This is a genomic window from Epilithonimonas sp. JDS (assembly GCF_021261315.1).
GTDB lineage: Bacteria > Bacteroidota > Bacteroidia > Flavobacteriales > Weeksellaceae > Epilithonimonas.
Genome location: NZ_JAJSAX010000001.1, coordinates 408,490 through 423,530, shown reverse-complemented (window position 1 = coordinate 423,530; position 15,041 = coordinate 408,490). Strand labels below are relative to the sequence as shown.

Sequence of the window (15,041 nt, the reverse complement as noted above, 5' to 3'; positions counted from 1 at the left end):
TTTTTTTGTTTTTATATTATTGATAAATTTCTATCAAAATCAAAAGATACTGCCAATGGTTTGAATATTAAAACAAAATTAATGTTCAAAATGACTTAGATCTCAAAATAATTTGAAAAAATATCAACTGTCTATTTTACAAATCATACATCTCGGAATTCTTTACGGTGAAATGATGAATATCAAGTAATTAAATTTAAATTATTGATTATAAGTGAATTAAATATTTTAGACGATTTTGCTTTTTTTATTTAAAAATAAATTTATATCATTGCGAATAAAGTAAAAATATAAGTTTATTATGAAGGAAAAACTATTAATTTACATGCAGGATAATATTTTGCACAATGTATTTTATGTCTGCTTATTGATGCTGGGTAGTATAACAATCTCTGCGCAGGCAACGCTCAATTATTCTGAAAATTTCGAAGGCACCCATAATTGGAGTTTTATTAATGGAACTCAGGTTAACAAATGGTTTGTAGGAACTGCTACCAGCAATGGAGTGGGAAATAAATCGCTTTATATTTCAAATAACAATGGGGTGTCGAATCAATACACGCTGACTACATCATCTATAACGCAGGCTTACAGGGATATTACAGTTCCGGCAGGTACAACCAATGCAACTTTGTCTTTTGACTGGAAAGCTCAGGGGGATTCAGTTTGTTTTCTAGGGTGTACAGATTATGATTATTTGCGGGTTTGGCTCGTGCCTTCGGGTTTTACGCCTACGGCCGGAACACCAATTGCAGCCGCAACAGGAAGAGTGCAGATTGGTGCCAATTTTTTAAGACAGGGAACTTTTACCACTTACAGCATCACAGGTGATATCAGCAGTTTCGCTGGTCAGAACATGCGATTGGTTTTTGAATGGACGAATAATAGCAATGGCAACGGAAGCCAGCCTGCGGCAATCGATAATATTTCTTTTTCGGTGAGTAGCTGTCTGGCAAATCAGACCAATTCCAATACTTACGACAGGATTCTGAATATGAGTCTCACTAATTCTCTGGGCGATAACTATTCTAATGCAACCACAGGCAACACAGGCTATCTTTACACCAACAATCAGCCGCCGTTGGATTTGGTTCGGGGATCTACGACCAATACGCTGTCAATGACTTTCGGAACAGACGATCCTGTAAACATCCAGTACAGCGGTGCGTGGATTGACTTCAATGGTAATGGGATATTTGAAAACTCGGAAGCTGTTGCTTTAGCCACAACGCCTGCAACCAGTAATGCTACTGTAACTTATACCTTCGCAATACCGGCAACTGCGAGTCTTGGACCAAAGAGAATAAGGCTGCGGGGCGGAAGTGACACGGTGTATACCAGCGCAAACTCCTGTAATACGACAACCTACGGAGACACGGAGGATTATAATGTCAATATCGTAAGTTCTTCTATATCTAATGATTATGTCTGGAACGGCAACGTGAATACCAGCTGGCAGATTGCTGAGAACTGGACACCAAATGGCGTTCCTACCTCTTTTGATAATATTACCATCAATTCGGGAGCAAACGGTCTTATCACAACAGGCGTTCGTTCTATCAATAATATCACTGTCAACGGAAACCTGAATTTGGGCGCCAACAGTGATCTGATTATCCGAGGAAATGTTGTTTACGGAAGCAGTGCTACAGCTACGTTGGATTGCAGCAGTAAAATACAGATCAAAAGTACCAGTCCGCAGACGATTCCGCCATTTAATTATGGTACTTTGGATGCGACGGGAGGAAACCGTATTTTGCCAAGCGCAGGAACAGTAGGGATTTGTAATACCTTCACACCGGGAGCCGGAACCTATACGGTGACAGGCAGTACGGTCAATTTCTTTTCTCCGGCAACCGGAACTGTGATTACCGCGCCGTCTTTTACTTACAACAACCTCGTTATAAGCGGAACTGCAACTTACACAGTTGGGCAAGGCAATACCATCAATGTTCTTGGGAACTATTCTCAGTCGTCAGGGATTGTCAATCTCACAAACTTTACAGCCGGCAGTAACACGATGAATATCGATGGCAATATGAATATCACTGGCGGTACATTCGATATGAATGCCAATACAGTGATCGGCGCAAGTTCTATCATTAATCTAAAAGGCGATCTGACTGTAACTGGCGGAAAACTGGATGCAACTCAGAATAACAATGCCAATAAGGTTTTCAACTTTACAGGCACTGGCGATGGAACTTCTGCGGATAAAATTCAGAGTATCAACGTTGCCTTTCCGGATACCAGCAGAAGCAGAAGGATTCTCTTCACTGCAAAACCTGGAAGCTATGTACAGCTTGCCCGTGATTTTGATTTAGGTCTCAATTCCAGATTCTTCGTGGAAGGTAGCGCTGTTTTGGATTTCGGATTTACGGGAAATACTGCAAACAACATTACAGGAAACGGAAGAGCGGGAACCGACTTCAATGCCATACTAGGTGCGTATCTCAAAATCTCTTCACCACAAGGGATTTCAGCTACTGCAGGAACTGTCGGCAACGTGAGGACGGCCAATGATCCGCGCTATGCCTACGGAACTTTCCATTACATTGGAAAAGAAAATCAAAGTATGGGAACGGGTATTGGAAATTTGAGCAACGGAAAGGCAGTCATAGTGGAGATGGACAACAATAATCTGATTTTATCGCCGAGCACTTCTTTTGGTATTATCAAATTAACGAATGCTAATATTAATGGCGGTTTGGGAGGTATTCTGGATATCAGGAGAGGTCGTTTGGAAGAGACTGATGTCAACTACATCTACGGAGGAACTACAGAAAGCAGTTCGGGTGTTCTCAAGATGGCTGCAGGAACAGCTTATAAAATCACCAAAGCATCTGCCACTGCCATTGATAATGAGTATATTCCAAGATTTTTCACAATGAATCTTACAGGTGGTGAGATTGAGCTGGCTTCTACAGGAAATCAGACACTCAGAAGCAGTAATGCTTATCATAATATCAAGATTTCTGATAGTGGTGTGAAAACCTTATTTGGTAGCACAACGGTTGATAACTTGGTTACGGTTACAGGCGGAACACTCAGAACGCCGCTTACTACGGATGCTGCCTGGCCAATTGTTCTCACGGCGAAGAAAGGAATTAGAAATACCGGCGGGTCTGTCATCTTCGAAAACAATGCGCAGTTGATACAGGATGCGGATGCTGTAAATACGGGCAATATCCAGTCTCAAAGATTGGCGAGTAATATTAATAATCTCACGACCCAAATGGACTACATCTACTGGAGTTCGCCGGTGTCTGGGCAGAATTTGCAGACATTTTCGCCAGGTACGCCTGCAAATCGACTTTATGAGTATAATGAAAGCACGGATAAGTTCAGCGCTGTCAACCAGACTTTAGAACCCAACTTTGTGGCAGGAAAAGGCTATGCTTTCCGCGCAGAAAGTGGCATCTTGAATGGTATTTCCAAGACTTACAGTTTTACAGGAGTTCCAAATAATGCTGATATTTCTGTTGCAATCAAAAGATCTCCTAACACAGGCACGGGCGGAAGTGTAATCCACGGGTACAACCTGGTTGGGAATCCTTATCCTTCCAATATCAAATTCGATGAACTGTATCTGGGGAATTCATCTCTGATCTGGAATACGGCGTATTTCTGGACCAACAACAATTTCACTCCGGTGCAGGCGGGATCGAATTACACACCAAACAATTATGCAATCTACAACGGGACGGGAGGAAATAGCGCCACAAGAGCAGCAGTCGGTTTGGGTGTTACTGCTATTCCAAATGGCATTGTGAAGGTAGGCCAGGGATTCATCGTGCAGAAAAAGGATTTCGGTGCAGGTAATCTTCAGTTTAAAAATGATTACGGTGCTTCGAATGTGCTTCGAATTGCCGGTCCAGGTACCTTCTTCCAGAAAAATGAAGAATCAAGAAACAGATTCTGGCTCACGCTTACTTCGCCTAATGATCTTGTCAACAGTTTGCTGATTGGCTATATTCCTGGGGCTACAGATGGTTTCGAAACGGACTATGACGGTGAGCTTTTTGTAATAGGTTCGGATTCTTTCTATTCTACTTTGGGAGCGAGAAAGCTTGCGATACAGGGCAAGAAAGGTAATTTCAATACGGACGATGTTGTGCCTCTTGCGGTAGTGTCTTCTGCAGCCGGAAACTTCACCATCAATCTTCAGATTGCAGAAGGAATCTTCGATGGCAGTCAGACGATCTATCTTCGAGACAAATTATTGAACAAATATATCAATCTCAGCAGTGACGGAAGCTACACTTTCCAGGCTGTAAAGGGAGCAGATGCTTCAAGATTTGAAATCGTTTACAAAGAGTCCACATATCTGGATGCTGGTGCAAATGTCAAAACAGACTTCCAGGTTTACAAAGACGGTAATTCTTTTGTGGTGAAGTCTTTCAAAATCCTTGGTAATGTAGAGCTGTACGAAGCTGGCGGCAAGCTCATCAAATCTTACAAGTCAAATTCTAAAGATTTCAGAATAGAAAACACATCGTTACCAACTGGCGTTTATATCATAAAAGCCGAAAACTCCGGCGATATGAGAACCAAAAAAGTGATGAGGTAGATCTTTAAAAAGATAAACAGCCATCAACAAGAAAATACACTCCATTGCGGGGTGTATTTTTTTTGTTTTTTTTGATTATAAAAATTATTCTATCAGGTTAAAGTTTGATATCATTCAATGATTGATAACGTAATATTTAAATTATGGAGAATTAAGATGAATAATATGAAAAACATCGCAACCAATTAATGGATTAAAATGTAAAATAAACCCAATATTAATTTTTGATGATTTGATAGTTAATAATGATTATTATTTTCAATTTGTTTTTATAAATACTATTTTTGTACAATTTCGAATTTTAAAATGTCATTATGAAAATAAAATTATTAATTCATCAAAAATCTTCAGTAATAAGGAAGCGATTTGTGTTTCTTCTTATGCTAACAATGGCTGTGAATGTCTGGGCGCAAATAGAAATCCCATCAACAGCGATTGTTACTGAGAATTTTAATACGATGGGTACAAGCATCAGTAATGCTTTGCCGGTGTCGTGGAGACTGCAAAATAGTGCAAGTCCGACCTTTGCTGGAGGTACAAGAACTGTTGGTTTTCAATTTTCATCTGGAGCACCGGCAAGTGGCGGTCTGTATAACTGGGGTAATAGTGCTGGATCTGACCGTAGTCCTGGTGTGATGACGTCCGGTAGTTTTTCGAGTCCAAGTAGTTTAATGGGTTATTACAAAAATACTAATACTGCTGCTATCACCAAAATTACAGTATCTTACAATGTAGAGAGATATAGAATTAATTCATCCGCTGCTTCTGTCCAATTTTATTATTCTACAAACGGCTCCACTTGGACAGCAGTATCTGCTGGAGATGTTCCAACAGCATCTTTGCCGACAGGAAGTAGCGCATATGGATTTCCTCAGCTAACAGTTTCTGTCAACAATTTTGATGTTGCTTTTGCGAATGCCGTTGCTCCAGCTGGAGTATTCTATCTGCGTTGGAATATAAATACAACTGGATCTAATTCTCAAGGTATAGGTATAGATGATGTTACTGTCAAAGCTTCTTTTGTAGAAACTTGCGCCGCTCCAACTGTTTCTCCAACCACGTCATTAGAAAACAATACAGCAGTAGGAATAGATCTTTCAGGAAGTGTCATTGCAATTGGTGGTGCCAATGTGACAGAAGTAGGTTTCAACTATGGAACCTCTTCCACTTTAGCTGGTGCAACTACAGCCAGTACAACAGGACTTGCAGTTTCCACAGTTCCTTATGCGTTTACCAAAACATTGTCGGGACTAGCAGCGAACACACTTTATTATTACAGAGCATATGCAACAAATAACTGTACGACGCCTCAAACAGCTTATTCTAACGCTTCGGGATATCCAACATTTACCACAGTATCCTTAGCTCCAATTTCTGCAGCTGCCGATAATATCGTGACAGACTCTTTCCGTGCGAATTGGTCTGCACCATCTGCAACACAAGGTGCGCTGGCATACACTTATCATTTGGAAATAGACGATAATAATGATTTCTCTTCTCCAATTTATAATAACGAAAATTTAACAGCTACAAATTATACGATTGCATCACTAACTGCGAATACGCCTTACTATTACAGAGTTCGTATTAAAAATGCTGGTGGGTATTCTGCTTGGTCGGCCACGCAAACGGTAACTACTTCGGCTAGTAGTAAACCTGTGGTTACTGCATCTTCTTTCAACGGCACTGTGAATGTGAGTTTTTCACAAAATATTTCCGCGACTAATATTCCAGATAGTTATGCCATTGTTGCGGGAAACAATCTTCCTGCCGGTCTTGTTCTTAATACAACATCAGGTGCTATCACAGGGATTCCTACAGCAGCAGGAACTTTTACAACCAATGTTACTGCTACGAAAGGTGCTGAAACCAGTGATCCGACTACGCTTACATTTACCATCGCAAAAGGAAGCCAAACCATTACAGGATTGCCTATTGCGATTACAAAAATATATGGTGACGCAGATTACGCATTGACTGCAACTGCATCTTCCGGGCTAACGGTTACTTATACAAGTTCTAATACTGATGTTGCTACTGTAACAGGTAGTACTGTGAAAATTATTGGTGCGGGTAATGCTACAATTACAGCACAACAGATTGGAAATGCAAATTATAATGCTGCTTCAGATGTAACACAAGCCTTAACAGTCAATCCAAAAGAATTAACAATTACCGGTTTGGTACCACAAAATAAGGTTTACGATCAAAGCACTTCGGTAGTTGTAACTGGAACGCCTGCTTATGCTGGATTGGTAAATGGAGAAACATTTGCTGTGACAGGAACAGTGAGTTGGGCATTTGCGAACAAAAATGCTGGTGCAGATAAAGTACTATTGAAAACAGGAAACTACAATGCACCTTCTGCAAATTATACAGTGCTGCAGCCAACATTGCAGGCTACTATCACTAAAAAAGATATTACCATTAGTACCATCACTGCAAATGATAAAGCTTATGATGGAACTGTAACTGCAGTGTTCTCGAATGTCACTTCTACAGGTGTTTTAATAGGAGACACTGTAACATTTACAGTCTCGGGAAGTTTTTCTGATGCGAATGCAGGACTAGACAAAGAAGTAACTGTTTTGGCAATCAATCTTTTGGGAGCAGATGGTGGCAATTATAATATTCCACTTTTCCCAACAGGATTGACGGCTGATATTACGAAAGTAAATCAAACCATTACGTTTAATGCCGTTCCAACTGTAAATGTAGGTGGAACAATCAATCTATCAACTTATGCAACAACGACATCTGGATTGCCATTGTCATACAGCAGTTCTGTACCTGCTATAGCAAGCATTTCTGGTGCTACGCTTACCGGTAATAATATGGGAAGCACAATAGTGACAGTATCACAAGATGGGAATATTAATTACAATGCTGCAACAAATGTTCAGCAAACAGTAGATGTGGTAGAATTGCCTGTGGCATTGGCACAATGGGATTTCTTTGGTGTGACATCATCAGCATCTTTAACTACTCTTGCTGCAACAGAAATTTCGCCTTCTTTGAATGCGGCAAGTGCGATACTAAGTAGAGGATCTGGTGCGCCTGGAAGTGCAGGAGGTAATTCTTTCCGAACTACTGGTTTTCAAAATAATGGAATAGAAGTTACCAATACAGATTATTTCCAGACAAGCTTTACAGCTACAGAAAACATCTTGTCTTTGACATCTATTAAAGCTCGTGTGATTGGTACGGGTACATTTACAACAACGCCTGGTGTACAGATACAGTTTGCCTATAGTTTAAACGGTACGACTTATACTCTTATTAATTCTCCTATTAACTTTATTGGAGATGGTCAAATACCCGATATGAATTTAGCTGGCGTTACTGCACTACAAAATATTGCTGCAGGAACAACCGTATATTTTAGATTTTATGCTTCAGGACGTACAGCTACAGGTGGATATGGATTCTCTTCTCCTGCGTCAGAACAATATGGTTTAGAGTTTTACGGAAGATTCAAACCAACCACTATAACTTGGGATGGAACGGCTTGGTCTAATTTTAATGGACCAGACAAATCTCAGAATGCAATCATCGATGGTGCTTATACTCAAAGTAGTACAAATACGGCACTTGAAGTTAATAACCTTAACATAACAAATAATGGCGCCATCACAATTCTGGCTGACCAAGGTATTACTGTAAACGGAGATATCACAACTCCGGATGACAAAATCACGATCGAAAGTGATGGTAGTCTTACACAGACCAAACTTACAAATGGCAACAGTGCAAATACCATTATTGCCAAAAGAGAGGTCAATATGAGAACTTCAGATTACACCTATTGGAGTTCTCCGGTAGCCAATCAGGTTTTATTAAATACAGCCAATGTTAATGCTGCTAATAGTACTGGAGGTTTTTCTCAAGGTTCTCCAAACAATAGAACTTATGAGTACAACGAAGTGACAGATACGTTCAAAGCTACAGCAGACCAACAGTTTGTTTCGGCAAAGGGATATGCTATACGTGGAAAATCGGGTTATGGGTCAGCTCTATCATCAGATGAGCTTAGCTTTAGAGGAATTCTGCATAACGGAAACTATTTTATCCAGATTCAAAAATCTAAGAATACATTAGTTGGCGGTGTTTCTACCGAGCACGGCTACAATATGATCGGGAATCCATATCCATCACATATGGATTTTAATAAATTCTATAATCTTGATAATGGAACTGGGACGAAAAATAGCGATCTGATTTTAGGAAAAGCATGGTTCTGGACCAACGTTCCAGGCGCACCTGCAAATCAGGGTGGATCTGCTTATGTGGCAAATAATTATGCAACCTATTCATTGGCAGGTGGAGTTCCAGCAACAGGTTCAGACGAGGTAGAGTCTCCAATTCCTACCAAATTTATAAAAGTAGCGCAAGGCTTCATTGTTCAAATGAGAACTGCCGCACCAACTGGAAATACACCTGATCTTGGAATTTTGAAGTTTGATAATAGCATTAGATCCAACGACAGCTCTAGCTATTTCTATAATAACAACAAATCAGGAGAAAGCGAGATCAACCGTTATTGGATAAAATTGATATCACCTTATAATGTTGTAAATACAATCCTGATGGCTCACGTAGATGGCGCTACCAATGATTATGATGCAGATTATGACTCAGAGTTATTAGCAGTTGGTGATGATTCTTTCTACTCCAAACTCAATAGTCAGAAGTTGCAGATCCAGGCAAGAAATAATCCACTGAGCAGCAACGATGTTATTAATCTGGGAACAAAATATTCTGTAAACGGAACTTATAAGATTAAACTTGGTAATAAAGAAGGTGTTTTCAAAGCTAATCAGAAGATATATCTTATCGACAAGCTGCTCAATACTTACACCGATATTACAAACCAGGCTTATTCTTTCACAGCAGGTAAAGGAACTGATGAAACACGTTTCCAGATTGTGTATAAGGATAATACATTCCTGGGAACAGATCCAGCCACGAAATCTGACTTCGAAGTATACAGAGACGGAACAGATTACGTGATTAATTCATCCAAAATTCTGGGTCAAATTGAAGTTTATGATGCGGCAGGAAGATTGGTCATCAGTCAGAAAACTTTGAACAAATCTCTTAAAATTAATACTTCTGCTCTCATCAATGGCGTGTATATTATCAAAGCTGAGAATTCTGGAGACATCAGAACGAAGAAGATGATTAAATAATTTTTTTTTCAAATATTAAATAAAAGGCACTTTCGGGTGTCTTTTTTGCGTTTGGAAGAATCGCATTTGTAGGTGTAAATGTCAGATTTTGGTTTTAAAATCCTTTATTAATGGGTTTTGGAGGACTATATTAACTTTTCTTAAGGTACTTAGATAAAATAATAATTTATCATAACTTTATTGCGAAATAAAATCTAACACAAATGAAAAACAAATTACTTAAGAATTCCTGGGGATTTACTTTTCAGAAATCTTTGGCCACCTTCATTCTTTTTTTAAGCCTAACTCTTACCGGCCAGGTCACTTTACCTCATCTGGATCCAATAAGTTACACAGCAGGCACAGCGCTTCAAACCCAAAGTGGCTGGACTTCACTTAATGCCGGGGATGACCTTGCTGTTACAGCAGGAAGTCTTAGTTATTCAGGATTGGCAGCTTCCGCAGGCAACAAAGTAGCTTTTGACGGAGCGGGCATAGACGCTGCCAAGGCCTTCACCCAGCAGACATCGGGCACTGTTTATTATTCTTTTTTGCTTAATGTTTCTTCTTTAGGTTCTCTCAATACAACAGGTGGATATTTGACAGGTCTCAATGAAGGGACGACAACAAATTTTGGAGCCACAGTCTGGACAAGAAGCAGCGGCGTAGGATACAATATCGGCATTAATCCACGTACCACCGTTGCAAATACTGCTTGGTCATCGTCTGTACAGACAGTTGGAACAACTGTTTTGGTAGTGATTTCTTATCAAATTGTGGCAGGTTCATCAAACGATGTTGTGAAAATGTGGATCAACCCAACACCTGGAGGTACAGAACCTGCAGCTACATTGTCTGCAACTAACACAGGAACAGATTTACTTAATCTCAATCGAATATTTATTCGCCAAGATGCAACTACAACAACACCTTTTGTTGAGATGGATGAGTTGAGGGTGGGAACCACTTGGGCTTCTGTAACGCCCGCTGGATCATCCTGCGCCGCTCCGGCTTTAAGCAGCACTGTGTCTGCAACTCAGAACATCACCGGTGATATAGATTTTACAGGAAGTGTTACTAATGCAGGTGGCGGAACCAGTATTACCAAACGTGGATTCCAGATTTCTACAAATGCTAATATGTCTTCGGCAACAGACTTATCAGAAAATTCATCTTCTACCGGATCTTACACATTGAATACGATCCTTACTGGGAATACAAGATATTACTACAGATCTTACGCAATTAATAATTGTGCGGTTCCGCAGACCGGCTATTCCAGTGCAACACCTGTATCGACTTCAATTGTAACCAAGCCATTTTCTACCACTGCAAATGCAGCTACCAATGTTTCTTCAAAATCCTTCCGAGCCAATTGGACCAATCCGGGAGTAGGGACGGAAACTTTTACTTATAAATTATTCGTGTACGCCGATGACGGATTGGGAAATTACTCACTCTTCGCAACTTATACTTCAATTCCGTCTGGTACAACTTTTTATGATGTAACAGGTCTTACGCCAAATACGAATTACAGATATAACTTCAGATCAAATAATTCTGCGGGAGATTCGGAACTGCCTTCTAATACTATTAATGTTACAACACTCACTGCCGCTACAAAACTTGCTTACAGCGTAAGTCCGCCAGCAACTGGAAATGCAGGTGTCAATTTAACGTCATTTACAGTACAGGCGCAGCGAGCGGACAACAGTGTGGATACAGATTTTTCCGGAACTGTAACGTTATCAAGAAATATTGTTTCAGGATCTGGCACGCTTGGCGGAACTACGACTGCTGCTCTGTCTGGAGGTGCGGCAACTTTCGGTGCAGTCAATTTGTCATCGGCAGGAACTTACACTATTACAGCATCCCTTTCAGGATTAACATCTGCAACAAGTGGAAACATCATCATATCTGCAGTAAGCGCTGCGACAGATTATTTCCGAACTTCTAAATCCGGAAATTGGTCAGATACGGCTTCTGCAACAACTCCTTGGGAATCCTCTACCAATGGAACTTCGGACTGGCACACTGCAACACTTGCTCCGGGAACGAATGCCAGTGCTGTAACCATACAGTCAGGTCATAATATTGTTATTAATACGACCGGAATTGTCATTACAAAAACACAGGTTTACGGAAGTCTGGAAACGGGCATAAATAATTTTTCTGTAAATGGAATTGCAGACGGGATAGAACTTACCATAAAAAATGGCGGATCTTTTATCACCAATGGAGACGGATATGCTAATGCTGGAAATGCTTACGGATTGGTAGAGACCGGCGGAAAGCTTGTTGCTCTCAGCGGTAGTGGGAGCACGTTTGCTCAGCGGTATATAGAAGCAAGTTTTGGATTGTTTTATTTTGGGAATAATGCAATTTGCGAATGGCAAAACTCAAGTACCAATTTAGGAAGTGCAGATACCAATTATTTTTCAGCTTTCAACACGGGAGATATAGCAATTTTCAGAATCGTCAATTCGCCTGCATTTGCTTTTGGATCTTCTACCAGCAATGTTTTAAATGCAAAAATTGAAGTTAATTCAAATATCGTATGGGACTATCAAGGTAATGGGAACAAAACTTTCGTCGGTGGTCTGCAGGGAACGGGAAGTCTTACTATTAATTATGCTTCCGGAACTGGAAAAGTGATTTTTGGAACTTCTGGAAATATTCCAACTCTAGGTAATACTGGCAAACTCACATTCACCTTCCCATCAAATAAAATTGAATTTCCAAATGGTGCGAATGTGCCGCTGGCAGCTGAGGTTGTGCTTCAGAGCGCTGCACAGAATAACTATTTGAGCAGAACCGGCGGCACGATAACGGTCAATGGAATTCTTGATCTTTCAAATATCAGAATTATAAACTCCGCTACAGGATCTATCTCCGTCAACGGAACTTTGAAAACATCAAATACCGGTGGCCTCAAAGCGACTGGTTTAGGAAATATCCAGGAAGGAACGCTTGCTCTGAATGCAAATAGTATTGTTGATTATTATGCGACTGCCAATCAAACTGTCAGCTCAAATCCTTCTTATTATAATATCATATTTTCTGGTGCAGGAATCAAAACACCCTCCAGTGCAATATCAGTTGATACAAATGGATCTGTAAAAGTCACCGGAACTACGACAGCAGATTTTACCTCGAATAATCTTGCCAGTACATCGGCAAATACTACTGCATTTCAAATGGATGGTGGCCGCCTGATTCTAGGAACCGGAGGAGCGCAGCCAAATATGCGCGGAACGTATAATCTAACTGGTGGCGTTGTAGAATTCAAAGGTTCATCCTCACAAACTATCAGAAGTAAAAGTTATCAGAATATAGAAGTGAGCGGAACAGATGTCGGTAATTCTTCAGGAAATATTACACTGAATTCAAACGGTACATTTACAGTGGTTTCGGGCGGTTTATTTACTATTAATGATAATTCTATTACTTCATTATCCGGAGCCAATGCAAAAGTTATTGTGAAAAATGGAGGTACTTTCAAAACGGGAAATACCAAAGGATTACACGGTTTTACAGCCACCTTCACGGATAACTCTGCAGTGCATTCCAATATTACGGACATCACTTTGGAAAATGGCAGTACGGTGGAATATAGCAAAGCAACTGCGCAAACTGTGAGCGATTTTACGCCGGGATATTATAATCTTAATTTTACCGGTACAGGCGAAAAGACTGCAGCAAATCTTAAGGTTAATAATCTGACGACGATAAGTGCCGGAATTCTTAGAATCTCGGAGACAGCAGATAATGTGATACCTAATGTTTTCTATGCACACAAAGGAATCAGCAATACTGGCGGAAATGTAATTCTCGAAACCAATGCAAACCTGATGCAGGATGCGACTGGTGTTTCTAACTTCGGAAATATTGAAGCGAAGAGAAAAGCCAAACTGCCAAAATTGGGTTACAACTATTGGAGTTCGCCTGTCAGCAATCAAAATCTCTACGCTTTTTCTGACGGCGGCGGTCTTAACGGGACACCAAAAAACAGATTCTGGCAGTACGATGAGGCTACAGATCTTTTCAAAAACACAGGATCTTTTCAACTGAATGATCTTTCCGTTTTTGAATCCGGAAAAGGATATGCAATCCGCGGACAAAATCAGTTTGATGCTGCAGTGCCTACTACTTCATACGAGTTTACTTTTACAGGAACACCTCACAATGGCAGCTTGTCTTTTGTGAATTTGAAGTATTCCGGGCCAGACAAAGGATACAATCTGGTGGGGAATCCATATCCTTCACATATTGATTTTGATGAATTGTACAATATCAATTCCTCAAAGATCTATGCCACAGCCTACTTCTGGACTAACAATGATATGAGTGTTACCTCGCAGCAAGGTTCGGGCTATCAAGGAAACAACTATGCTGTTTACAACCTGACAGGTGGTGCTCCGGCTGTGGAAATAGATCCTGCGCCTGGACAGCCTGCATTGGCAAGCAGTACACCAAATAATATTATAAAAGTAGGGCAGGGTTTCATCATCAAAGCAAAAATTGCAGGGAGCAACCAGCCGCTTAATTTTACTAATGCAGTGAGAGTTGCAGAGAGCGGCATCTTTTTTAACAACAAACTTTCTGTAGAAAAAAACAGATTTTGGCTGAAGCTGAAATCGCCGGCCAACATTACAAATACAATTCTGATAGGATATATCCCAACGGCTACCAATGACTTCGAAATAGATTACGATGCCGAATTGTTTGTTGTTGGATCTGATTCCTTCTATTCTACATTAGGCAGTAAAAAACTCGCAATTCAGGGCAAAGGTACCTTTGACATAGAAGATAAAGTTGGCTTGGGAAATGTCTATTCGCAAAATGGAAACTACACCGTTTCACTGAAAAATGCAGAAGGCATCTTCAGCGGAAATCAAAATATTTATCTGAAGGACAAGCTGCTGAACAAAGTTGTAAACTTGAGCAATAGCGATTACACATTCCAGGCAGTAAAAGGAACAGACAATTCCCGCTTCGAAATTGTGTTCAAAGAAGATGCAGTTTTGGGAACAGATTCAGCCACGAAATCTGACTTCGAAGTGTACAGAGACGGAACAGATTATGTGATTAATTCATCCAAAATTTTAGTAAGAATCGACGTTTATGATGTCACGGGAAGATTGGTCATCAGTAAAAAATCTACCGACAGAAATTTCAGATTGGATTCTGCGATGCTTTCCAATGGTGTTTATATCATTAAGGCTGAAAACTCTGGTGATGTGAGAACGAAGAAAGTTATTAAATAATTTCTTTGTAAATATCAAATAAAAGGCACTTTCGAG

General features: G+C 40.2%; 3 protein-coding genes. All 3 read left to right on the top strand.

What is annotated here, in order from left to right; translation table 11 throughout:
- Positions 1 to 301 precede the first annotated feature (301 nt).
- The 3 genes from LUD75_RS01960 (at position 302) to LUD75_RS01950 (ending at position 15,005) form a co-directional block, all read left to right on the top strand.
- The gene (locus LUD75_RS01960; protein ID WP_232704042.1) at positions 302 to 4,570 is read left to right on the top strand and encodes a T9SS type A sorting domain-containing protein; all 4,269 of its coding nucleotides are present in this window, start codon (positions 302 to 304) and stop codon (positions 4,568 to 4,570) included.
- Between the two features lie 314 nt (positions 4,571 to 4,884).
- Positions 4,885 to 9,759, top strand: coding sequence for a YDG domain-containing protein (locus LUD75_RS01955; protein WP_232704041.1), 4,875 nt, complete (start codon positions 4,885 to 4,887; stop codon positions 9,757 to 9,759).
- Between the two features lie 203 nt (positions 9,760 to 9,962).
- Positions 9,963 to 15,005, top strand: a complete 5,043-nt coding sequence (locus LUD75_RS01950) for a T9SS type A sorting domain-containing protein (protein WP_232704040.1) — start codon at positions 9,963 to 9,965, stop codon at positions 15,003 to 15,005.
- The last annotated feature ends 36 nt before the right edge of the window (positions 15,006 to 15,041 follow it).